The 22,220-nt window shown below is 62.7% G+C and carries 19 protein-coding genes; 12 read left to right on the forward strand and 7 right to left on the reverse strand.

Annotated elements, in window-relative coordinates:
• Nucleotides 1–193: 193 nt before the first annotated feature.
• From repC to repA, 3 genes are all read right to left on the reverse strand, one after another.
• Nucleotides 194–1,336 (reverse strand): plasmid replication protein RepC, encoded by a 1,143-nt coding sequence (gene repC, locus AQUI_RS27105; protein WP_051371808.1) that lies wholly within the window; start codon nucleotides 1,334–1,336, stop codon nucleotides 194–196.
• Nucleotides 1,337–1,518: 182 nt separating this feature from the next.
• Nucleotides 1,519–2,493 (reverse strand): plasmid partitioning protein RepB, encoded by a 975-nt coding sequence (gene repB / locus AQUI_RS0103145; protein WP_027256198.1) that lies wholly within the window; start codon nucleotides 2,491–2,493, stop codon nucleotides 1,519–1,521.
• Nucleotides 2,493–3,668: a plasmid partitioning protein RepA gene (gene repA / locus AQUI_RS0103150; protein WP_027256199.1), complete on the reverse strand. Its 1,176-nt coding sequence runs from the start codon at nucleotides 3,666–3,668 to the stop codon at nucleotides 2,493–2,495. Before repA ends, repB begins: the two co-directional genes overlap by 1 nt.
• A gap of 509 nt (nucleotides 3,669–4,177) precedes the next feature.
• Here repA and AQUI_RS0103155 point away from each other — a divergent pair.
• From AQUI_RS0103155 to AQUI_RS0103170, 4 genes are all read left to right on the forward strand, one after another.
• A complete protein-coding gene (locus AQUI_RS0103155) occupies nucleotides 4,178–5,734 on the forward strand; it encodes a trimethylamine methyltransferase family protein (protein ID WP_027256200.1) in 1,557 nt (518 codons plus the stop codon).
• Between the two features lie 66 nt (nucleotides 5,735–5,800).
• Nucleotides 5,801–6,904: a mandelate racemase/muconate lactonizing enzyme family protein gene (locus tag AQUI_RS0103160; protein WP_027256201.1), complete on the forward strand. Its 1,104-nt coding sequence runs from the start codon at nucleotides 5,801–5,803 to the stop codon at nucleotides 6,902–6,904.
• Between the two features lie 14 nt (nucleotides 6,905–6,918).
• Nucleotides 6,919–7,653, forward strand: a complete 735-nt coding sequence (locus tag AQUI_RS0103165) for an SDR family NAD(P)-dependent oxidoreductase (protein ID WP_027256202.1) — start codon at nucleotides 6,919–6,921, stop codon at nucleotides 7,651–7,653.
• The gene (locus AQUI_RS0103170; RefSeq protein ID WP_027256203.1) at nucleotides 7,650–8,384 is read left to right on the forward strand and encodes an SDR family NAD(P)-dependent oxidoreductase; all 735 of its coding nucleotides are present in this window, start codon (nucleotides 7,650–7,652) and stop codon (nucleotides 8,382–8,384) included. The genes AQUI_RS0103165 and AQUI_RS0103170 overlap by 4 nt, the downstream gene beginning before the upstream one ends.
• A gap of 96 nt (nucleotides 8,385–8,480) precedes the next feature.
• Here AQUI_RS0103170 and AQUI_RS0103175 read toward each other — a convergent pair whose 3' ends face one another.
• Genes AQUI_RS0103175 through AQUI_RS0103190 form a run of 4 tightly spaced genes read right to left on the reverse strand, consistent with a single transcriptional unit; the run spans nucleotide 8,481 to nucleotide 12,959 of the window.
• Nucleotides 8,481–9,821: an NAD(P)/FAD-dependent oxidoreductase gene (locus AQUI_RS0103175; RefSeq protein ID WP_027256204.1), complete on the reverse strand. Its 1,341-nt coding sequence runs from the start codon at nucleotides 9,819–9,821 to the stop codon at nucleotides 8,481–8,483.
• Nucleotides 9,818–11,317, reverse strand: a complete 1,500-nt coding sequence (locus AQUI_RS0103180) for an aldehyde dehydrogenase (RefSeq protein ID WP_027256205.1) — start codon at nucleotides 11,315–11,317, stop codon at nucleotides 9,818–9,820. Before AQUI_RS0103180 ends, AQUI_RS0103175 begins: the two co-directional genes overlap by 4 nt.
• Before the next feature lie 3 nt (nucleotides 11,318–11,320).
• The gene (locus AQUI_RS0103185) at nucleotides 11,321–12,238 is read right to left on the reverse strand and encodes a dihydrodipicolinate synthase family protein (RefSeq protein WP_027256206.1); all 918 of its coding nucleotides are present in this window, start codon (nucleotides 12,236–12,238) and stop codon (nucleotides 11,321–11,323) included.
• A 10-nt stretch (nucleotides 12,239–12,248) separates the two neighbouring features.
• Nucleotides 12,249–12,959 (reverse strand): GntR family transcriptional regulator, encoded by a 711-nt coding sequence (locus AQUI_RS0103190; protein WP_027256207.1) that lies wholly within the window; start codon nucleotides 12,957–12,959, stop codon nucleotides 12,249–12,251.
• A 225-nt stretch (nucleotides 12,960–13,184) separates the two neighbouring features.
• On the opposite strand from AQUI_RS0103190, the gene AQUI_RS0103195 reads away from it, so the two are divergent.
• From AQUI_RS0103195 to AQUI_RS0103230, 8 genes are all read left to right on the forward strand, one after another.
• Complete coding sequence (locus AQUI_RS0103195) at nucleotides 13,185–14,135, forward strand: GlxA family transcriptional regulator (RefSeq protein ID WP_027256208.1); 951 nt, start codon at nucleotides 13,185–13,187, stop codon at nucleotides 14,133–14,135.
• Between the two features lie 169 nt (nucleotides 14,136–14,304).
• On the forward strand, nucleotides 14,305–15,219 hold the full coding sequence (locus AQUI_RS0103200; protein ID WP_027256209.1) for a LysR substrate-binding domain-containing protein: 915 nt from the start codon (nucleotides 14,305–14,307) through the stop codon (nucleotides 15,217–15,219).
• A 95-nt stretch (nucleotides 15,220–15,314) separates the two neighbouring features.
• Complete coding sequence (locus AQUI_RS0103205) at nucleotides 15,315–16,469, forward strand: aromatic ring-hydroxylating oxygenase subunit alpha (protein ID WP_027256210.1); 1,155 nt, start codon at nucleotides 15,315–15,317, stop codon at nucleotides 16,467–16,469.
• A complete protein-coding gene (locus tag AQUI_RS0103210; RefSeq protein ID WP_027256211.1) occupies nucleotides 16,466–17,917 on the forward strand; it encodes an aldehyde dehydrogenase family protein in 1,452 nt (483 codons plus the stop codon). Before AQUI_RS0103205 ends, AQUI_RS0103210 begins: the two co-directional genes overlap by 4 nt.
• A 3-nt stretch (nucleotides 17,918–17,920) precedes the next feature.
• On the forward strand, nucleotides 17,921–18,160 hold the full coding sequence (locus AQUI_RS0103215) for a hypothetical protein (RefSeq protein ID WP_027256212.1): 240 nt from the start codon (nucleotides 17,921–17,923) through the stop codon (nucleotides 18,158–18,160).
• A 94-nt stretch (nucleotides 18,161–18,254) separates the two neighbouring features.
• Nucleotides 18,255–19,349: an alcohol dehydrogenase family protein gene (locus AQUI_RS0103220; RefSeq protein WP_035919752.1), complete on the forward strand. Its 1,095-nt coding sequence runs from the start codon at nucleotides 18,255–18,257 to the stop codon at nucleotides 19,347–19,349.
• Entirely contained in the window at nucleotides 19,346–20,470 is a 1,125-nt protein-coding gene (locus AQUI_RS0103225) for a mandelate racemase/muconate lactonizing enzyme family protein (RefSeq protein ID WP_027256214.1), read from the forward strand. The genes AQUI_RS0103220 and AQUI_RS0103225 overlap by 4 nt, the downstream gene beginning before the upstream one ends.
• Nucleotides 20,471–20,874: 404 nt before the next feature.
• Entirely contained in the window at nucleotides 20,875–22,218 is a 1,344-nt protein-coding gene (locus tag AQUI_RS0103230) for a Na(+)-translocating NADH-quinone reductase subunit A (RefSeq protein ID WP_027256215.1), read from the forward strand.
• The last annotated feature ends 2 nt before the right edge of the window (nucleotides 22,219–22,220 follow it).

Here is a 22,220-nt window from a genome sequence, read left to right on the forward strand (position 1 = left end):
AAACACCCCGCTGCCGGCCTCCGGCTTTGCCGTGAATTTCAGCGGCGGGCAATAGTTGTCAGCTGACAACTATGCTCCGAGGCATCGATGCAAGCCGTTCCCTAGCGAACTGTCTGGCGGAGTTTCCGCAGCAGACAGAGAACCGATCCGGGCCTGAGCTGCCAAAGACCCCCCCTATGCTCCAAAAAAATTGTCAGCTGACAATTTTCGCCCGGTGGCCTGTCTGCAGCAGCGCATTCAGCATTGGCGCAGTAGAAAATTGACCGGTACGCGCCTTCTGCGCCAGTCGCCGGAGATAGGCGCCGGGACTGCGGATGGTGCTGAGTTTCTCCAGGATGCACATAACCGCGGTTGCGGCCTCCTTGCGGCCCATCGCTGCGCGCGCGTCGCTGAGCACAGGCATCTCGATACCGATCATCGGTGAAATCTTCTCGGCTATGCGGTCGGCATCCTGCCAGCTGCGCAACCGGTCAGGATAGTAGGTTTGCACTTCCGGGCAGGCACGCAGGACGGTGGCCAGTTCGCTGTTTTTCTCTGCCTTGCTGTCCTCAGCGGCTGAACGCGCAGGCTGTTTGGAGGGCTGTCCGGCCTGCGCCCCTTCAGAGTCAGAATCTTTTTTTATTGAATCCTGTATGTGCCGCTCATTCTGGCTGCCGGGGCCGCTCAAAATGCGTGCAGGCAGCTTAGCGGCCCGCGGGGATTCTTCGGGTGTACGGCTGGCAATTTCACTGCGCAGCGTTTGGGCCGCCTGGGTCAATTCGGCTTCGCAGGGCTTGCGGCGCAACAGTTTGCGCACAGTCTCCAGCAGCACCTCTGCCGTGCCATCTGCCAGTTCCAGAAGTTCTTGCCGCAACACGGCAACCCGGTCGCGCAGCACCGCCAAATGCTCGGCACGGGCTTTGGCATCCAGCGCCGCATCAAAGATCTGGCAGGCATGGCAGGCGAGGGGCGACAGATCAAAGCCAAAGGCGAGCGGCATGTCATCGCCCGTGCGCCGGGCATAGCGTTTGCGGTTGGGACTGTTCTTCCGGCTGACAATTCCCAGCTTGGTGAGGGCGGCCAGGTGGCGGCGCAGGGTGCTCTCGGGCATCCCGTTCAACCGCTCCATCAGCTTGCGGTTCGACGGGAATACAATGGCGCTGCCCGGTTCCGCAGGCAGCGCCCGGTCCGGGAAAAAGGTCAGCAATGCCTTCAGCACGCCAAGGGTGCGGTGGCTCAGTTCAAATTCCGCGGCGGCGTGCGTCAGCGCAGCCAGAAGGTCCCACTTGTCGTGAGTACCTGCCAGCCGGCCGCACGGATCCTGCCGCCCAAATGCGATTTGGGACGTCTGTTCCATGTTATTTTCACGAAAGACAAAGAATTCCCGCCCCCATGCGGCGCATGGAGTTGACAGTAACGAGTCTGAAGGGCTATTCCAAAGGTGCTAAATCTGAGAACGGCCTTCTGGGATGTAATGTCCTGGGGGGCTTTTCTTTTGCCTGTTTACGTGCCTCCTGTCCTTAGTGTTTCTGCTCTTGCTCAGTCTTCCGGCTGCTCGGGCTGGTCTTGCTGCCAGCGGCCGTGAAGCTCTTCCATGATCTCTTCTGCATGGGCGTCGAACCAAGCGTCAAAGCCAGGCGCGTCCTTGGCAGAGATCGTCAGGGTAATGCCTTTGGCGGTGGACCTGATACCTGCAACCTCAGCGCCGCCGCTGCCGGGCAGGCCACGGGTCTTCGGCGGGGCAGGGGCGGGTTTCGGTTCCTGCGGCACGTTCCGGGCATGTTTCAGAACGGCCTCGAACCGCCCGTCGGAGTCATAGGTCGTAAAGTCGGGCCGGTTTGTTCTGGTGATCGCCCGGGCCCGTGCTGCGGAATCGTCGAACAGTTTGACCAGCATCATCCAGCGGTCGCGGCCAATGCCGGGGGCTGAACCGATCGTCCGCAGGAAGGGCAAATCAAAGGCCGTGCCAACCTTGAGCATCCGCGACACCATCGGCAGGTCGATCGACAGCGCCGCGGCAATTGTCTGCCGTCCATAGCCATCTGCCTGGAGCTGCGCCGCAAAGGCGGCTTTTTCAATGAAACTGAGATCCTGGCGCGAGGTGTTCTCTTGGCCCTGGGCCATCACCAGCGCATGATCATCCAGCTGCCGCACCATCGCCTTCACGGGCAGGCCCAGCTCGCGCAGCGCCTTCAGGCGGCGGCGGCCATAGACGATTTCGAACCGCCCTTGTGTCTTGGGGTGCGGGCGCAGCAGCACCGGCACCTGCTGGCCATAGGTCTGCAGGCTGTCCTTCAACTGGTTGAAAGCCACCCCGTCCATGCCCAGGCGGTCCTCATAGCCCGCATCGTCGATCAACGCAGTGTCGATCTCCTGCACTGCGCTTTCCTGCAGCTTGCTGAGCGAGGATTGCAGCGCCCCGACCGCGCCGCGCGGCATCATTTTGGGTTTCGGCCCGCCAGCGGATGCTGCGGGGCTGTTCAGGGCTGTGCTGAGAATGCCTTTGCGTGCCATCAACGCCTCCATGCGTGTTGAAGGAGCGATTCTATTTCATCGTTAACTTGATTCAGTGAATCGACCGCACGGTCATAGGTTGACCTGTGAAACTGGGATCTTTCGACCTCATAGACCGTCTGCTGGGTCAGCCCCGCGTCGGAAATCGCGGTGGATTTCAGCATCGGCGCGACCATGACTTCCTCGCCGAACAGCTGCCGCATGAAGGCAACGACCTGTTGCTGCGGGCCGTCGTTTGGCTCGTAACGGTTGATCAGGAAGCGAAGAAAATCAAACTCAAGCGCGGCGCCCGCATTCGAGACCACATCCAGCAGTTCGGCTGACATTTGCAGGAACTGCGACATTGAGGCGATGTCGAGCATGTTCGGCACCACGGTGATGATCACGCCAGTCGAGGCACAGAGCGCCGACATGGTCAGATAGCCCAGCTGCGGCGGGCAGTCGAAGATGATCACGTCGTAATCCTTCTCGACCTCCTCGAGCGCTGCGGCCATGCGCGAGAAAAATGCAGGTTGAACGTTGTTCAGAAGCGCCTGCGGGGTCTCGTGCTCAAATTCCTGCAGGATCAGCCCGCCGGGGGCCAGATCCAGACCGCTGAAATAGGTCTGCTGAATGATTTGGCGCAGGGGCAGGGGGTCTTCATAGCGGATTGCGTCATAAATCGTCCCTGTTTCAAGGAAATCGACCTCGGGCCGATAGCCGAAAAGCGTCGTCAGCGACGCCTGCGGGTCGATATCCACCGCCAGCACCCGGTAGCCTTTCAAGGCCAGCCGTTGCGCGGTATGAATCGATGACGTGGTCTTGCCCGATCCGCCCTTGAAGTTCAGGAACGACAGCACCTGCACCTTGTCGCCGTCGCGGCGGCCGCGCAGGTAGGTGCCGGGCGTCTTGGCCGCGGCATCCAGGATCTTGCGCATTTCCAACAGATCGGCGGCGGAATAGTGGCGCCGCCCGCCTGGCGTGGTGTGAACCTCGGGGAACTTACCGTCAAAATGCAGCTTGCGCAGGAAACTGGAGGAAATGCCCAGCATCTCTGCCGCCTCGCCCGCGCTGAACAGGCGCAATTCCTTCCTTGCATCCGGCGCAAAACTCGCCAGCATGTGGCTTTCGAGGGCCGCACTGAGGCTTTCCGCGTTCTCGCGGATTCGCTGATTGATGTGGAGTGCTACTGCCAACTGCTGCCCTCTCGATAGTAACGCTGTTTTGCGTCAGCGCTTTATTTATCGTTTCTATACGCAATGCGAACAGTGTTTTGCAATAGATTCCTTCGTTTACAGGTTGCAGGCGGGGTTCCGGAGTTGCACCCGTGCGGCGCGTTCTGCCTGAGATTTTGCTCTAAGTTGTTGAAATAAAATACTATAATTTAGGGGTAGGAGCTATCCAAGAAGAAGCGTGTTACTCCGCCCTCAGTGTACATGATCCGCAGTGGGGCGCAGCGGGTGAGTCGCTGCAGTTCAGCGATTTCTCCAGAAATAGACCGAAACAGGCTCTACTTAGGGTCTATTATGCTGCTGTGCGGCCTCAGCACCGATGTGGGAACGCCCCATAGCCGTACTTTGCAAATGGAACAAGGTACAAGCCGGTTCCCCTGGATGGAGTGTCGGTTTTTGCAACCGTATTTCGTAATCCTGCAGGTGAAACCGCATTCATTAGGTGAAACTCTCCGCCAAAGGAGACCCCTGCCATGACTGAGCAAGCCACTGCCCCCCGCGCCCGCTCCGGCGGCCGCAACGCCCGCCGCGCCCTGCGCACAGCACCCAAATTCGACATGCTGCCGGGCCTCACCCGCAATATCCCCCTGTGCGAGGTGATGGACGGCGCCCAGGTTGAGATGATCGACAACGCCTCGATGGATATTCTGGAAAACGTGGGTGTCCAATTCCGCGACCCGATTGCGCTGGAGGACTGGAAACGCGCCGGCGCCAAGGTTGAGGGCGAGCTGGTCTATCTGGACCGCGGTCTGGTGCGCGAGCTGATCGCCACCATCCCCAGCGATTTCACCTATCACGCGCGCGATCCGCAAAAGAGCGTGCGTCTGGGCGGCAAGCATTCGATTTTTGTGCCGATGACCGGCGCGCCTTTTCTGCGCGATCTTGACGACGTGCGCCGGAACCCGATGCTGGACGACTTGGCGATGTTCCACAAGCTGGCGCATATGATGCCGTCCTTGCATTCTTCGGCGCATCACATCGTAGAACCTTATGATCACCCGATCAGCCAGCGGCACCTGCGCATCACCTATTCGTCGATGAAATACTCGGACAAGACGTTTATGGGCATGACCACTAGCCCAAAGAACGCCGAGGATGTGCTGGACATGTGCGCGATCCTGTTCGGCGCCGATTTCATCGACCAGAACCCGGTCACCACCGGCAATTGCAACGGCAACTCGCCGCTGGTCTGGGACGAAACCATGCTGGGCGCCATGCGCGCCTTCTGCCGCCGCAACCAGCCGGTTCTGTGCTCACCCTTTGTGCTGGGCGGCGCCAACACCCCGGCGTCGGTGCCCGCCACGGTGGCGCAGCTGAACGCCGAGGCGCTGTCGGCGCTGGCCTATACGCAGGTGATCCGCAAGGGCGCGCCTGCGATCTATGGCCACTACCTGTCCACCGTCAGCATGAAATCCGGCGCGCCGATGGCCGGCACGCCTGAAATCAGCCTGATGAACTTTATGATCGGCCAGATGGCGCGGTACTATGGCGTGCCCTGGAGGACCTCCAACACATTGGGCGGCGCCAAAACGTTTGACGCGCAGGCGGGGTACGAATCCGCCACCACCCTGCAGGCGGTGATGCATGCGGGCGCCAACTATGTCTGGCATTCGGCGGGCTGGAACGAGGCCGGGATGCATTGTTCCGTCGCCAAGTTCATCGTCGACGCCGAGCAATGCGCGATGGCCTACCGGATGGCGGAAGGGCCGAAATGGCACGACTTCGACCAGGCGCTCTCGGCTGTTCCCGATGTTGGCCCCGGCGGCCACTACCTGGGCCACCCGCACACGCAGGAAAACTTCCAGGAGGCGTTCTTCATGCCGGAAATGTTCGACAACAACTCGATCGAGCAATGGCAGGCCGAGGGCGGCGTTGAGATCACCGAACGCGCCCTGACCCGCGCTAAGAAGCTGCTGGCGGAGTACCAGGAACCGAAGCTGGACGAGGCGAAGAACGAAGAACTGCTCGACTACATCGCCCGGCGCGAGCGGGAAATCCCCGCCGCGGATGAGCTGAACCAGAGCTACTGATTTCCTCCCCCCAACTGGCCCGCCCCCGCAATAGAGGGCGGGCCTTTTTTCCAACAGGGCAAGCAAATGAAAATCGCGGAAATCCATACTTATCAGCACGATCTGCCGGTTAAGAACGGCCCCTATACGATGGCCGCATCGGCGATCTGGTCACTGGATACAACCTTGGTGAAACTGGTGACGGACAACGGGCTGACTGGCTGGGGCGAGACCTGCCCGCTGGGCTCGGTTTATGACAAAGCACATGGCAAGGGTGCGCGCGCAGCGCTGATGGAAATGGCGCCGGGGCTGATCGGAACGGACTGCCAGCCGCTGACGCTGAACCGGCGGATGAATGCGCTTCTGATGGGGCATTCCTATGCAAAGGCTGCGGTTGATATCGCGCTGCATGACGTGTTGGGCAAGCATCTGGGGCTGCGGGTTGCGGATCTCCTGGGCGGCGCGGTCACAGACCGTGTGCCGTCGTATTACGCCATCGGGATCGAGACGCCGGAGGAGGCCGCCCGCCTTGCCCGTGAAAAGCGCGCCGAAGGGTTCGGCCGCCTTCAGGTCAAGGCGGGCGGGCGCGATCCGGAGGTTGACATTGCGGTGGCGCACAAGGTCTGGGAGCAGATCCAGGGCAGCGGCATGCGGCTGGCGCTGGATGCCAACCGCGGCTGGACAATGCGGGATGCCCAGTTCGTCAGCCGGGGCTGCAGCGGTATTCCACTGATCATCGAGCAGCCCTGCCAGACCCTTCAGGAGTTCCGGAAACTGCGGCCCTTGCTGTGCCACCCGCTGTACATGGATGAATCCTCCGAAGACCTGGCCATCGTGACCGAGGCAATCGGCTGCGGGCAGGCGGATGGCTTCGGCATGAAGGCGACCCGCATCGGCGGTCTGCAGAACATGCGCGCGTTCCGCGATGTCTGCGAGGCAAACCAGATACCGCATACCTGCGATGACGCTTGGGGCGGCGATATTCTGGCCGCCGCCTGCACCCATATCGGGGCAACGGTGCGTCCGGACCTGCTGGAAGGCGTCTGGATTGCAGCCCCCTACATCGACGGCCATTACGACGCTGAAAACGGTATCCGGCTGGACGGTGGCCATATTGCACTGCCGCAAGGTCCCGGCCTGGGCATCACCCCGGACGAAAGCCTGTTCGGCGCGCCGGTGGCATCCTTCTGATTGGAGACAGAATTATGGAATTTCAGGGAAAATGCGCGCTGGTCACAGGTGCAGCTGGCGGTATCGGTGCGGCAATCGTCCAGCGCCTGCGGGCCGCGGGTGCCAAGGTGGCGGTTGCCGACCGCGATACCAGCAGCATTGAGGCGGATGCGCATCTGCCGGGCGACCTGCTTGATGCGGACTATGCCAATGCGCTGCCGCAAGCGGCGTTTGACGCGCTTGGCGGGTTGGACATCGTCATCAACAACGCCGGCGTCATCACCCGCGGCCCGGTGACGGACACGTCGGATGCCGACTGGGACCTGTCGATGGGTGTGAACGTCGAGGCTCCCTTCCGCATCTGCCGCGCCGCAATCCCGCTGATGGCTGAAACCGGCGGCGGCGCCATCGTCAACACCGCGTCCTGCTGGGGCGGCAAGGCCCCGGGGCCGAACCACGCGCTCTACTGCATGACCAAGGCGGCGATTGCCTCGCTGACCCAATGCATGGGCATGGATCACGCCCATCAGGGCATCCGCATCAACGCGGTCTGCCCGAACGAGGTGAACACGCCGATGCTGCGCTCAGGCTTTGCCAAACGCGGCTTTGATCCAGATTCCGCGGTGGCGGAGCTGGGCAAATCCGTGCCGCTGGGCCGCATTGCCGAGCCGGAAGACATCGCCGATGTGATCCTGTTCCTGGCTTCAGGCGCTGCCCGTTACATGTGCGGCGCGCTGGTTGAGGTCAACGGCGGGAAACCGGTGTCATGAGCCGGTTCGAAGGCAAGGTTGCGCTTGTTACCGGCGGCCGCAGCGGCATCGGCCAGGCCATCGCCCGCCGTCTGCGCGACGAAGGCGCCCGCGTTTTCACCGCACAGCGCGGTGAGGATGCCGAATTTGAGGCGATCCCGGCGGATTTCACTGTTCCGGACAGCCCCGCACAAGTGGTGACAGACGTCGTCAGCAGGGCAGGGGGGCTGGATGTGCTGGTCAACAACGCCGGCATGATGCAGGAGGCCAGCGTCGAGGATATGACCCTCGCCGACTGGCAGCGCAATCTGACGGTGAACCTGACGGCTCCCTTCCTGATGATCCAGGCGGCTCTGCCGCACCTGCGCGAATCCCGCGGCAGCATCGTCAATACAGGATCGATCGAGGGTCTGGGCAGCAACCCCGGCCACGCCGCCTATTGCGCCTCCAAGGCAGGTCTGCACGGCCTGACCCGTGCAGTGGCAGTGGATCACGGGCCTGAAGGCATCCGCTGCAACGCGGTGGCGCCGGGCTGGATCGACACGGACCTGAATCTGGATTTCATCGAAGGCATGCCCGACCCCGGCGCCTTTCGCCGCGATATCGCGGGCATCCACCCGGTCGCCCGCACCGGCAGGCCGCAGGAAGTGGCGGCACTGGTGGCCTTCCTCGCGTCAACGGATGCCGGTTTCATCACCGGGCAGGTTTATACCGTCGATGGCGGCCGCATGGCCAAGCTGAGCCTGCCTTGAAGCCATGGGATCCGGGCCTCCATGGCCCAAATCCCCTTCATCTTTGCAAAAATACTCCGGGGGAGGCCGCAGGCCGGGGGCAGCGCCCCCAAACCCTTATTCCTTCCCGGACCGCCATTCCTTCCACATCAGATAAGTATTGGCCCCAAGCGAGGCAAAGGGCTCCGGCGGCAGTTTCGGCGGCTCCGGCTGGGCCAGAAAATGGCTGGCGATATCCGATCCGCCCTGCAGCAGAAGCTCGGCCGCGCCCATCCCCTGCAACGTGCCGCGGGCAATGCCGAGGCCGTTCTGGCAGCAGGCGGAATAGACACCGTGGTCCAGCTCGCCAAACGCTGCAGACCCGTTGCGGCTAAGGCACAGCATCCCGGCCCAGCGGTGCTCCATCCGCACGTCCTCCAGATGCGGAAAGCGTTCGCGGAACTTGCGGTCATGCACCCAGCCGGCGTTGCGCAGACGCATCCGGCTGGTCTCGATCGTGGGGTGAAAACTGGCGCAGGTGCGGATCAGGATGCGGTCGCCGTAAGAGCCGGAAATCCGCCGCACCGAGGTGCCGACCGGGTCCGATGGTGTCACCGACCAGCGCGCCTCGCCGCCCAAGCGCTTGATCTGCTCCGGCGTCAGGCGTTCTGTCATCGAGGCATAAAGGCAGATGTGCATCAGGCGGCGCTGGTAAAAGCCGAAGCTTTCCAGATGGCCGTTATTGGCCAGGATAATCCGGCCGGTGCTGATGCGGCCCTTGGGGGTTGCGACAACCCAGCCATTACCCTGTTTCTCAAACCCCGTGGCAGGGGTGTTTTCAAACACTCTGATTTGCCCGGCCAGATGCGCCGACAAAGCCCGGATGTAGCCCGCGGGCTGGATCATCACCGTCCCCGGCGCATAAAGGCCGGATGTGTAATGCGGGCTGCCTGTCAGCGCCTGCATCTCCGCTTGGCTGTATAACGTATGCGGCTCGTCCAGCCGTTTCAGATGGGCGGCGAAATCGCGGTTGTGCCGGTCGCCTGCGCGGGTGGCCGCAGCGTTGATTTTACCCGCAGGATCAAAAAGTTCTTGCGGCAGCGCGCAGTCTTCGGCGATGCCCTTGGCAAAACGGATGGCCTGGCGGTTCATGGCAATAGCGGCGCGGTCCGCGTCCAATGCGTCGCCGGCGTAATTGTCGGAGGCCAGATCATGCGGCAGATCGATCATGAAGCCGGAATTGCGCCCGGCTGAGCCTTCGGCGAATTTACCGGCCTCCAGCACTGCGACTTTCAGCGACGGGTCCAGCTGATGCAGGCGGCGGGCGGCGGACAGCCCGGCGAACCCGCCGCCGATGATGGTGACATCGGCGGTCAGATCCTGTTCCAGCACCGGCAGTGGGTCTTGCGGCGGCAGGATGGCATTCCACCCTGCCGCCGCAGTCTGCCGGGGCAGGCGTTTGGCGGTGTACGTGCTCAATCCACGGCCTCGTCTGCGTCGTCGGCCAAGTCGATCCAGATGGTTTTCAGCTGGGTGTACTGGTCGTGGGCATGGACCGAATTGTCGCGGCCGCCAAAGCCCGATTGCTTGTAGCCGCCGAAGGGGGTGGAGATATCGCCCTCGCCAAAGCTGTTCACCGTCACCGTGCCCGCCCGGATGGCGCGGGCGCCGCGGATCGCGCGTTTGGCGTTGGCGGTGAAGATCGAGGCACAGAGGCCGTAATCCGTGTCATTGGCGATGCGGATGGCCTCGTCAAAGCCAGAAACCTCGATCACCGACAGCACTGGGCCGAAAATCTCTTCGCGCGCCAGCACCGCATCATTGCCCGGCACCTCGATCACGGTGGCTTCGACAAAGGCACCGTCATGCGCCTTGCCGCCCAGAACCACGGTGTCCGCCTGCTCCAGATAACCGCAGACCTTGTCGAAATGCGCCTGGCTGACCAGCGCGCCCATGCGGACTTCAGGGTCCAGCGGATCGCCGATGTTCCATTGCTTGGTGTGATGGGTGATGCGTTCCAATAGCTCCGCCTTCACATCCTTATGCACGATCAGCCGCGAGGCGGCGGAGCAGTTCTCGCCCATGTTCCAAAAGGCGCCGTTCACCACATGCGATGCGACGCGGTCCAGGTTTTCGGCGTCGTCCATCACAATGGCGGGGTTCTTGCCGCCCATCTCCAGCACGACCTCTTTGGCGTTGCTTTCGGCCGAATAAGACAGGAACCGTTTGCCGGTCACGGTGGAACCGGTGAAGGACACCATGTCGATGTCCATATGGCGGCCAATCGGTTCGCCCACGTCAGCGCCGCCGCCGGGCACGATGTTCAAGACACCGCGCGGCAGGCCGGCTTCCATTGCCAATTCCGCCACCCGCAGGGCGGTCAGGGTGGTCTCGGCTGCCGGTTTCACGACTACGGAGCAGCCCGCGGCCAGCGCCGGGCCGATCTTCCAGGCGAGCATCAGCAGAGGGAAGTTCCAGGGCAGCACCAGGCCGACAACACCAATGGGTTCACGCACCACCATGGCGATGTGATCATCCGAGGTAGGCGCCACTTGATCATAGATCTTGTCGATCGCCTCGGCGTGCCATTTGATGCAGTGGATGGTCTCCGGCACATCAACGGTTTCGCAGTCATAGATGGTCTTGCCGCTGTCGATGCTCTCCATCACCGCCAGTTCCCGCGCATTGCGGGTCATCAGTTTGGCAAGCCGGATCAGCACGTCCTTGCGCTCTGACGGGTGCAGACGGGACCAGCGGCCATCGTCAAAGGCTTCGCGGGCCTTTTCAACCGCGAAATCAACGTCCTCGGCACCGCAGGCCGCGATTTCAGCCAGTTTTTCACCGGTCGCAGGGTTCACGGTCGCAAAGGTGTTGCCCGAGGCCGCCGGGCGGAATTTGCCGTCGATAAAGGCGCCGGTGGGAAGGGCCAGCCCTGCGGCGATGGATTTGTATTCGTCCTGGGTCAGCAATGTCATGGCTCAGCCCTCCGCCTGAATGTCGGCAATTTTCTGTTTCAGCACCCGCACAACCTGTTCCAATGCGCGTTTGTCGTCCTTGTTCAGCCCCTTCAGCGGTGCGCGCATGGCGCCGGCGGCGATGCCGTTCAGGGTGACTCCGTGTTTGATGGTCTGGATGAACTTGCCGCCCTGCTCCAGCACATGCATCAGGGGCATCATTGCCGACATGATGCGGCGGCCCTTGGTGTAGTTCCCCTCCACCACGCAGGCGTTATACAGCGCCACATGTTCGGCCGGCAGGAAGTTCGACCCGCCGCAGACCCAGAAGGGTGCGCCCCAGGCAAAGAATTCCAGCGCCTGATCATCCATGCCGCAGCCCAGCTGGATATGCGGATAGTCCCGCGCCAGCAGGTGCACCCGGTTGATATCGCCCGAGCTTTCCTTGATGCCGCAGAAATTGCGGCTGCGGCCCACCCGGTCCAGGAACTCCTCGCCCATCATGGTGCCGGTGCGGTGCGGGTAGTTGTACAGCATCACCGGCAGATCGGCGGCCTTGTCGATCGCAAGGGCATTCAGTGCGTTTTCGCGGTCGGTCGGAACGGAATAGGGCGGCGAGGCCAGCAGAATGCAGTCGGCGCCGATTTCCTTGGCGCCCGCGGCCAGCGCGACGGAATCGCCGGTCAGCATCGCGCCGGTGCCGACCACCAAGGGCAGGCGGCCTTTCAGCTGTTCATGGGTGAACTTCGCCAGCTCCAGCCGTTCCTCGACGGTCTGGGCATAATTCTCACCGGTCGAGCCGCCGGAGATCAGGCCATGCACGCCGTTTTCAACCAGATATTCGATCACCTCGGCCAGCGCGTCCCAATTGACGCTGCCATCCTCGAAATGGGGGGTCACCACGGGGGTGTAGATCCCATTGAAACTAAACAGGGGGGTCATTCGGGGTCCTCTATGCAGGGGTTTTGCGGGTTACCGTGCCGAGCGGCACATCAAGCCCCGCAGGCATGACAAACAGTTCGATCCGGTCGCGTGACAGATTCCAGTGATCAATCGCCAGCTGCGCCGCCGCCGTCTCATTGCCGGTCTCGATGGCGGCAATGATGGCGTCGTGCTGGGCGCTGGCCTCTGAGACGTTTTCGGCCATCTCGGCGCTTTGCGGCCGGTAAAAGGTCATCGAGATGCGGGCGTGGTCAATCAACAGCCGCTGAAACGAGGGCAGCAGATAGATATTGTCCGCCATTTCGCCGGTCACTTCGTGAAAGCGGTTGTTGGCCATCGCCCGCTCAGCGCTGGAGCCGCTGCGCAGGGCGGATTTGAAGTCCTCCTGTGCGGCCTTCAGCACCTCGATCTGCGCGGGTGTGGCGTGTTTGGCGGCCAGCTGCAGCACCGCGCCATAGATCATCGGGGCGGCCAGGAAAAAATCGCGCAGGGTCATATGCGACATCTCGCTGACCCGCGCACCGCGGTTTTCGCGCAGATCCACATAGCCCTCGCCTGCCAGCTGGCGCAGCACTTCGCGCAAGGGGGTGCGCGACAGGCCGGTGTCCTCGGACAGCTTTGCCTCGTCCAGATCAGCGCCGGGGCGCAGCTCCAGCGTCATGATGGCCGCCTTGAGACGGCTGTGCAGCGCTGCCTTGCGGGTCTTGGAGGCGTCTTTCATGGGTCTTTCTCCTGCCGCTGATGCGGGTGGGATTCTTCGGGTCGCGGTCTCTATGGCATAAAAATACATATTGTGTACACAGAAAAAATGTGATGTGTGCAGTTCGCGGGCGCTTTGCGCAGTACAGCAGCTTGCGGCGGACGGGGCAGGGGGCTTAGCCTGACCGGGCTGCAGGGCTGTGATCCACAAGGCGGTCCCGCGCGTTTCTTGTCAGGCGGTCCCACTATGTCCAAAACCCAGCATTTTGCCTTTCTTCTGGTCGAGGAATTCTCGCATCTCGCCTTTTCCTGCGCAGTGGAACCCCTGCGGATCGCCAATCTGGTCAGCGGTCAGGACTTGTTTGACTGGTCATTTGGCTCGGAGAACGGCGAGACCGCGACCTGTTCCAACGGATCGGTGACGCTGGTGCATTACGGGTTTGATGCGATCCCGAAATGCGATCAGCTGTTTGCCCTGTCCGGGATCCACATGCGCAGCCATGTGACCCGGCCGCTGCTGGCCGCCTTGCGTCGTGAACGGGCGCGGGGCACCCGGATCGGCGCCTTGTGTTCCGGCGCCTGGGTGCTGGCCGAGGCCGGGTTCCTCAATGGCATGCAGGCGGCGATCCACTGGGAATACCACGACAGTTTCATGGAAGGCTTTCCCGAGGTGAACCTGGTGCGCAGCGTTTTTGTGGCAGACGAAAAGCACATGACCGCCTCCGGCGGCACCGCCACGGCGGACCTGATGCTGCATCTGATCGAGCGCGATCACGGCTACGACCTGGCCGTCGCGGTGGCGGATCAGATGGTCTATAATGCGGTGCGCAACGCAACAGCCGAGCAGAAGGTTTCGCTGCAATCGCGCAATGGTATGCGCAACCGGCATTTGGCACGGGCAATCCAGATGATGCACGACCATATCAGCGATCCCATCTCGCCGGCGCTGATTGCCGAGGATATCGGCATTTCCACCCGCCAGCTGGAGCGGCTGTTCGGCAAATACCTGAACACCTCGCCCAAGAAATATTCGATGGAAATGCGGCTGGAGCGCGCCCGCAACCTGCTGATCCAGACCGAGGCCTCGGTGACCGAGGTGGCGCTGTCCTGCGGCTTTGACAGCCCGGGTCATTTCTCGCGGGTGTACAAGGCCGCCTTCAGCGTGACGCCGATGCTGCAACGCGGCCGGATCGACTAGGGGCGCCGGAAACCGGCGCGGTTTCCGGCTATGAAAAATCGATTTTTCATGGCCGTTTCCCTTGCAGGGAAACGGCAGGCGCAGGGCGAAATCTTTGCTGGTGTTCAAAGCAGTATTTCCCATATTGAAATGAAGCCCTTTCATCCGAGCCATATGCCAGGAGCCGCAGATGTCCCGCCGCCATTACAACCTGCCGCCGCTCACCACCCTGGCTGCATTTGAGGCCGCTGCCCGGCACCTCAGCTTCAAGAACGCCGCTCAGGAACTGTCCGTCACCCCCGGCGCCGTCAGCCATCAGGTGAAAGCACTGGAAGCGGAACTGCAGGTGCCGCTGTTCCAGCGCAAACACCGCGGCGTGGAGCTGACCCAGGAGGGCGAGGCACTGTTTGATACGCTGGCAACGTCCTTCTCGAAAATCTCGCTTAACCTGAAAACCATCCGCGACCGCCATACCGGCGACACCGTGACTATCGGCTCCACCTCTGCTGTGGCCTCGCTGTGGCTGTCGCCCTCAGTGGTGCGGTTCTGGCGCCGGCATCCGGATGTGAACGTCAATCAGATCGTCAACGACCGGCCGTTGCGCAGCATGCCCGATGTGGATTTCTATATCCGCTACGGGCGCGAACGTGACACAAGGCTGCAGCAGACCGAGCTGTACCGCGATCATCTGGTGCCGGTCGGCAATGCCGGGCTGGCGGAAAATCTGACCGGCTGCCCGCTGGAGGAGCTGGCGCAGCAGCGGCTGCTACATCTGGAATCCGACGACAAAAGCTGGACCACCTGGGCCGATTGGTTTCAGCAGCAGGGCTATGACGGCCCGATTGCACCGGGCGTGCGGGTCAACAACTACTCGGTTGCGCTGCAGGCAGCACAGGACGGGGCCGGGCTGGCGCTGGGGTGGCAGCGGCTGCTGAACCCCCTGCTGACCACGGGTCAGCTGGTGCCGATCGGGCCGCATGTTCTGGCCGCACCGCATGGGTTCCATGTGGTGGGCCGCCCGGATGCGGAAATGTCGGAATCTGCCCGAATGCTTCGCAATTGGGTGATTGACGAGGTCAGTCGAAGCTCAGGTGAATCCAGCTAAGGCCAGCGCGAAGTTTTCTGATATTGAGTGAAACCCCTCTCTGCCTTCAATGGCGCACAACGCGCACATCTTTACCCAGGTTTGGAGAGACCCAGATGAACAAGCATGACTCGCTTGCCCCGGTGATGGCTCCGGTCAACGTGGCCAACGGCCTGCCGAACGCCCATTACATCGACCCCGCCGTCTTTGCCGAAGAGAAACGCTCGGTGCTGTTTGCCAATTGGTCCGGCATCGGTTTTGGCAAGGATGTGCCGGAACCGGGGTATGCTAAGCCGGTGGATTTCCTCGGAATGCCGCTCTTGATCGTGCGCGATACCGACGGCGCCGTTGGCGTGTTCCAGAACACCTGCCGCCACCGCGGCATGATTCTGGTTGAAAAGCCCGGCAAGATCCGCGGTGCCATCCGCTGCCCCTATCACAGCTGGTGCTATGGCTTGAACGGCCGTCTGGTCTCGACCCCGCATGTTGGCGGCCCCGGCAACAACAAGCATGAAGACATCAAGCTGGACGAGCTGGGCCTGGTGCGCATCCGTTCTTACGTCTGGCGCGACGTGATCTTTGCCAATGTCGACGGCAACGCGCCCGAGTTTGAGGACGCTCACGCCGGCCTGCTTGAACGCTGGAAAGAATTCGAAACCCCGGTGCATCACGGCGGCGAAACCTCGGGCTTCCAGCTGGAAGTCAAAACCAACTGGAAGCTGGCGGTCGAAAACTACTGCGAAAGCTATCACCTGCCGTGGGTGCATCCGGGGCTGAACAGCTATTCGCGCCTGGAAGACCATTACAACATCGAGGTGCCAGGGCATTATTCCGGCCAGGGCACCCTGGTTTACCGCCAGATGAAGGGCGAAGATGGCAAGATGTTCCCGGATTTCGAGGGTCTCAGCAGCAAATGGGACGAGGGCGGCGAATATGTGGCCGTCTACCCGAACGTGCTGCTGGGTGTGCAGCGCGACCATGCCTTTGCCATCATCCTTGAGCCGGTCGACACCGAAAACACCGTTGAGCACATCGAGCTCTACTATTCCAAATCCGCCGACGACACGCCGGACCTGGAACAGCTGCGCGACGAGAACGCCAAACTGTGGAAGACCGTGTTCGAGGAAGACGTCTTTGTCGTCGAGGGCATGCAGAAGGGCCGCCACGGTGAGCTGTTCGACGGCGGGCGTTTTTCGCCGGCGATGGACGGGCCGACCCATAACTTCCACGCCTGGGTGGCCGATCAGGTGACCAAAGGTCGCGCGGCATGAGTTCTTTCCTGAACGACGGGCTGGCCAGGAACTTCCTGGCTGGCGAATGGGTCGGAGGCGACGGCGGCAAACGCATGGCCGTCGAAGATCCCGGCAACGGCAGCCATGTGGCGGATTGCGCGCTGGCGGGCGAGGAAACCCTGGCCCGCGCGCTGGAGGCCGCCCGCGCCAGCTTTGACCGCGGCGATCTGGCGGGTATGAAACCTGCCAAACGCGGCCAGCTGATGCAGCGCATCGCGGCTGAAATCCGCACCATCGCCGAAGAGGGCGCCGAGCTGTTGTGCCGCGAAAGCGGCAAGAGCCTCAGCGCCGCCCATGACGAGTTCGAAGAGGCCGCGCAGTATTTCGAATATTACGGCGGCATGGCCGACAAGATCGAAGGTAAGTCGATCCCGCTTGGCCCCGATTATGCTGACTTTACGGTCTATGAGCCGTATGGCGTCTCCGCCCAGATCGTGCCTTGGAACTTCCCTGTGTCGATTGCCGCACGCTCGCTGGCGCCTGCGATGGCGGCGGGCAACTCGGTGATCATCAAGTCGCCGGAACTGGACCCGATGGCGCTGGCGATGCTGGGCGTGGCGCTGGAACGCGCCGATGTCCCCGCGGGGACAGTGTCGATCCTGAACGGCATCGGTGCCGATCTGGGGGCGCGTCTGGTGGAAAGCAGCCAAATCGACCAGATCGTCTTTACCGGCTCGGTGCCGACCGGCCAGGCAATCCTGCGCGCGGCGGCCAGCCCGGTGACGCCTGCGCTGATGGAGCTGGGCGGCAAATCCGCGGCTGTGGCGTTTGAGGACACCAATCTCGACACGCTGATGTCCAGCCTGCAAAGCGGTATCTTCTATAACGCTGGTCAGGTCTGTTCTGCGATGTCGCGGGTGCTTGTGCACCGCTCGATCTATAAGGAAGCAGTGGAGCGCGCCGCCGCGCTGGCAAATGGCCTCAGCGTCGGCCACGGGCTGGAAAACCCGGGCCTGACCCCGGTGATATCGGCGCGCCAGCTGGACGGTATCGAAACCCTGGTGGCCACCGCCCGCCAAAGCGGCGCCCGTGCGGCTTCGGGGGGTGCCCGGCTGGAGCGTGACGGCTATTTCATGGCGCCGACCATCCTTGCAGACGTGGACCCCGCATCCCGCGTCGCGCAGGAAGAAATCTTTGGTCCCGTCACCTGCTTCACGCCCTTCGATACCGAGGCGGAAGCGATTGCCATGGCAAACGGCACCGAGTTCGGGCTGGTGGGTGGCGTCTTCACCCGTGACCTTGCTCGTGCGCACCGCGTCGCCAACCGTCTGCGCGCGGGGCAGGTGTTTGTGAACGAATGGTTCGCGGGCGGCATTTCCACCCCGTTCGGCGGGGTCGGTAAATCCGGTTTCGGCCGCGAGAAGGGGCTGGAGGCGCTTTACAATTACGTTCGCACCAAGAACATCGCGATCTCGCTGAAGGGCTGATGGATGGATCGCGCAGACCTCGACCGCGCCTTGCTGAAGGCGCATGAAGACAAGGACAGCGTGGCGCTGGTGCGACTTTACACGCTGGCCGGTGACAGAGCTGAGGAGGCAGGCAACATCGACGCTGCCTGTTTCTACCTGACCCACGCCTTTGTCTTTGCACTGGAGGGCGGGCTGCCGGAGGCCAAGGAGCTGAACCGGCGGCTGGCGGAGCGTGGCCGGGCGCATCCGCTGGAGCCGTGACACAAGTTTCAGGCGGTTGCCCCCGCGGGGACAGCGGCCTGTTTTGGCCGGCAGGGGAGGGCCGGCCAATCTAATTCCAAAGGGAGTAATAAGAATGATCCCCAGCAAAATGGCGGCGGTCCTGCTGACCGGCCACGGCGGCATCGGCAAACTGGACTACCGCACCGATGTGCCGGTGCCGCAGCCCAAGGCCGGCGAGGTGCTGATCCGCATCGCGGCCGCAGGCATCAACAACACCGACATCAATACCCGCATCGGCTGGTACTCCAAGGCGGTGGATGCGGATACCAATGCGGGCGGCGCCACCGGGTTTGACAGCGTCGATGACGGCGATGCCAGCTGGTCCGGCAAGCCGCTGGAGTTTCCCCGCATCCAGGGAGCGGATGCCTGCGGGCACATCGCGGCGGCGGGGGAGGGGGTTGACCCGTCCCGCATCGGCGAGCGGGTTCTGGTGCGCAACATGCTGCGCTCCTACGTCGACTACCGCCCCTATGAATGCTGGACCTTCGGCAGCGAATGCGACGGCGGCTTTGCCCAATTCGCGGTGGCGCCTGCGCGCGAAACCCATGCGGTGAAATGCGACTGGTCCGATGCGGAGCTGGCCTCGATCCCCTGCGCTTACTCGACGGCGGAGAACATGCTGCACCGGGTTGGTCTGGGTGCCGAAACCGTGCTGATCTCCGGCGCCTCCGGCGGCGTGGGTTCCGCTGCCGTTCAGCTGGCCAAGCGCCGCGGCGCCACCGTGATCGCGCTGTCCTCGTCTGCCAAGGCGGATGAAGTTCTGGCGCTTGGCGCGGACCGTGTCATCGACCGCAACGCCGATCTGTGCGGCGAATTGGGCGAAGGCTCGGTCGACGTGGTGGTCGATCTGGTGGCTGGCCCGCAGTGGCCGGCTTTTCTGGACGTTTTACGGCGCGGCGGGCGCTATGCCACCGCCGGCGCCATCGCCGGGCCGATCAGCGAGATCGACGTGCGCACGCTCTACCTCAAGGACCTGACCTTGATGGGCTGCACCTTTCAGGAGGATGAAGTGTTTGCCAATCTGATTTCCTACATCGAAGCCGGTGAAATCCGTCCGTTGGTCGCCAAGACCTATCCGCTGGCTGAGATCGCCGCCGCGCAGGCGGACTTTCTGAGCAAGAAGCACGCAGGAAAACTGGTGCTGATGATCCCGGAGGTTTCGGCGTGAAGATCAAGAAGATCGAGCTGTACCAGTTGGACCTGCCTTATTCCGGCGGCACCTACACGCTGTCAGGCGGGCGGGAATACCGCAGCTTTGATGCGTCTTTTGTGCGGATCACCACCGACACCGGGCTGGAGGGCTGGGGCGAGAGCACCCCGTTCGGGTCCACCTATATTGCATCGCACGCTTTGGGTGCGCGGGCCGGGATTGCCGAGATCGCGCCCTATCTTCTGGGCCGCGACCCGCGGCAGATGGACCGCATCAACGAAGCGATGGACGAGGCGCTGGTCGGCCACAACCACGCAAAATCCGCAATAGACCTCGCCTGCTGGGACCTGTTCGGCAAATCGGTGAACATGCCGGTGTGCGAACTGCTGGGCGGCTCAACCGGCAAACGCCTGCCGGTGATCTCCTCAATCTATGCAGGCACACCCGAGGATATGCGCGCCCGCGTCGCGCAGCATCGCGAGATGGGCTATCTGGGCCATTCGGTGAAGATCGGCGCCATGGACAGCGAAGGCGGCCCGGCGCTGGACGCCGAGCGCATCCGCGCGTCCTTGGCCGACGGGCAGCCGGGGGAGTTCTTTCTGGTCGATGCCAATGGCGGGCTGACGCCGGAAACCGCGCTCAGGATGCTGCGGATGCTGCCCGAGGGGCTGGATTTCGTGCTGGAGGCGCCCTGCAAGACCTGGCGCGAGACCCTGTCGCTGCGCAAGCGCTGCACGGTGCCGATCATCTTGGATGAGCTGGTGCAGCAGGATGAGGATATTGCGCTGATGCTGGCGGAGGACGTGGCCGACGGCATCGGCCTGAAGATCTCCAAGGCGGGCGGGCTGACCCATGGGCGGCGGCACCGGGACATGTGCCTGGCTGCCGGTGCTACGGTCAGTGTGCAGGATACGGTCGGTTCGGCCGTGGCGTTTTCCGCCATCGCCCATCTGGGTGCGACGGTGCCGGAGCGGTCCTTGCGCTGCATTCTGGACTGCCGCGATATGGTGACGCTGAGAACCGCGGAATTCGACGCGCCGGTCAAGGACGGCGGCGTGCTGGTGCCGGATGCGCCGGGGCTTGGGATCACCGTTGACCGCGATCTGATGGGCGCGCGGGAGGCGGTCTGGGAAGCGTGAGATCAGCGCAAAATCCGCAGGCCTGTCGCGAATCACATGCAGGCTGCCGCAGGCGTTAGCGCCATCACATTGAACTGCCCCGGCAAGCCCTGCTTTGCCGGGGTGTTTTGTCCACAGGCAGGGTGCGCGATTGCCGCTTCCGGGTGGCGCATCTGACGTATTGGCAGGCCAGGGATGCGGCATTCTGGCTTAGAAGCTGCGATCACGGAGGAATCTTCCCGGCAAGCAGGGGGCCGGCCTTGCCATTCGGCGGCAAATTTGATTCGAGTGCGCCCGATCAAACAGGGCCGGACCCGGCTGGTGAAGAGTCAAAAGCGACCGTAACTTGCGTTTTCTTTGTCTCCGCCGCCGGAAACAGATAAGTACCGCCACGGGAATCGGCCTCACAAGGACGTAGCGCAAATATGAAGACATTTAACTTGAGGAAGGGGCTGGATCTGCCGGTGACAGGCGCGCCGGAACAGACCATTCACCCCGGCCCGGGCATCACTTCGGTGGCGGTTCTGGGCCCCGATTATCTGGGCCTGAAACCCCGCATGCTGGTGCAGGAAGGCGAGGAGGTCCAGCGCGGAACTCCGCTGTTCTGCCACAAGGATGCCGAAGACGCGATGATGGTCGCGCCGATGACCGGCAAGGTCGTGGCGATCAACCGAGGTGCGCGCCGGGTTCTGGAAAGCGTGGTGATCGCGGTTTCCGATGCCGAAGACAAAGGTGTCGATTTCTCCGCGACTGGCAATGCTGATACCGCTGAGGGGCTGACAGAGAAGCTCTGCGCTGCGGGCCTCTGGACCGCGTTCCGCACCCGTCCCTATTCCAAAATGCCGGTGCCGGGCTCCAAACCTGCTGCGATCTTTGTGACTGCGATGGACAGCGAGCCGCTGGCCGGTGATGCCGCGTTGATCATTAATGACGCAGGCGAGGCATTTGCGGCAGGTCTGAAGGCGCTGACTCTGCTGACCGAAGGCACTACCTTCCTGTGCCAGAAGGCAGGCGACAGCATTCCGGGCACAGATGTTGCCGGTGTCGAGGCTGCCGCGTTCTCCGGCCCGCATCCCAGCGGTCTGGCCGGCACCCACATCCATTTCCTGCACCCGGTGAAGGGTGACGACGAGCTTTGGACGATTTCCTATCAGGACGTGATTGCGATTGGCCGCCTGCTGCAGACCGGTCATCTGGATCCCTCCACTGTTGTTGCGCTGGCCGGTCCTGCTGCGCGCCAGCCCCGTCTGGTCCGTACCGTTGCGGGCGCCTCCACCGATGAGCTGACCCGCGGCGAGATTGCTGCAGACGGTCCGGTGCGGGTGATTTCAGGCTCGATCTTGTCGGGCCGTCAGGCATCAGGTTCGTTTGCCTATCTGGGCCGCTTTGCCCGCCAGGTCGCCCTGATCGAGGAAGACCGCAAGCAGATCCCGCTGGGCTGGATCCGCCCCATGGGCGGCAAATACGCGGTGCAGCCGGTGCTGGGGTCCGCCCTGTCGCGCAAGCTGTTCGGCCTGACCAGCAACCTCAACGGCGGCCGCCGGGCGATGGTGCCCACCGGCACGTTCGAGCAGTTGATGCCGCAGGACTACCTGCCGACGCAATTGCTGCGCGCGCTGCTGGTGATGGACACCGATACTGCACAGGCGCTGGGTGCGCTGGAGCTGGACGAAGAGGACATGGGCCTCGTCGGCTTTGCCTGCCCGGCCAAGTATGAATACGGGCAAGCGCTGCGCGACTGCCTCGCCAAGATTGAAAAGGAGGGCTGAGC

Source organism: Leisingera aquimarina DSM 24565, from assembly GCF_000473165.1.
GTDB lineage: Bacteria > Pseudomonadota > Alphaproteobacteria > Rhodobacterales > Rhodobacteraceae > Leisingera > Leisingera aquimarina.

Bases quoted from the DNA above. Each gene is read 5' to 3' on its own strand.
- repC (WP_051371808.1), bottom strand. From the start codon at position 1,336: ATGGAACAGACGTCCCAAATCGCATTTGGGCGGCAGGATCCGTGCGGC.
- repB (WP_027256198.1), bottom strand. From the start codon at position 2,493: ATGGCACGCAAAGGCATTCTCAGCACAGCCCTGAACAGCCCCGCAGCA.
- AQUI_RS0103155 (WP_027256200.1), top strand. From the start codon at position 4,178: ATGACTGAGCAAGCCACTGCCCCCCGCGCCCGCTCCGGCGGCCGCAAC.
- AQUI_RS0103160 (WP_027256201.1), top strand. From the start codon at position 5,801: ATGAAAATCGCGGAAATCCATACTTATCAGCACGATCTGCCGGTTAAG.
- AQUI_RS0103165 (WP_027256202.1), top strand. From the start codon at position 6,919: ATGGAATTTCAGGGAAAATGCGCGCTGGTCACAGGTGCAGCTGGCGGT.
- AQUI_RS0103170 (WP_027256203.1), top strand. From the start codon at position 7,650: ATGAGCCGGTTCGAAGGCAAGGTTGCGCTTGTTACCGGCGGCCGCAGC.
- AQUI_RS0103180 (WP_027256205.1), bottom strand. From the start codon at position 11,317: ATGACATTGCTGACCCAGGACGAATACAAATCCATCGCCGCAGGGCTG.
- AQUI_RS0103185 (WP_027256206.1), bottom strand. From the start codon at position 12,238: ATGACCCCCCTGTTTAGTTTCAATGGGATCTACACCCCCGTGGTGACC.
- AQUI_RS0103190 (WP_027256207.1), bottom strand. From the start codon at position 12,959: ATGAAAGACGCCTCCAAGACCCGCAAGGCAGCGCTGCACAGCCGTCTC.
- AQUI_RS0103195 (WP_027256208.1), top strand. From the start codon at position 13,185: ATGTCCAAAACCCAGCATTTTGCCTTTCTTCTGGTCGAGGAATTCTCG.
- AQUI_RS0103200 (WP_027256209.1), top strand. From the start codon at position 14,305: ATGTCCCGCCGCCATTACAACCTGCCGCCGCTCACCACCCTGGCTGCA.
- AQUI_RS0103205 (WP_027256210.1), top strand. From the start codon at position 15,315: ATGAACAAGCATGACTCGCTTGCCCCGGTGATGGCTCCGGTCAACGTG.
- AQUI_RS0103210 (WP_027256211.1), top strand. From the start codon at position 16,466: ATGAGTTCTTTCCTGAACGACGGGCTGGCCAGGAACTTCCTGGCTGGC.
- AQUI_RS0103215 (WP_027256212.1), top strand. From the start codon at position 17,921: ATGGATCGCGCAGACCTCGACCGCGCCTTGCTGAAGGCGCATGAAGAC.
- AQUI_RS0103220 (WP_035919752.1), top strand. From the start codon at position 18,255: ATGATCCCCAGCAAAATGGCGGCGGTCCTGCTGACCGGCCACGGCGGC.
- AQUI_RS0103230 (WP_027256215.1), top strand. From the start codon at position 20,875: ATGAAGACATTTAACTTGAGGAAGGGGCTGGATCTGCCGGTGACAGGC.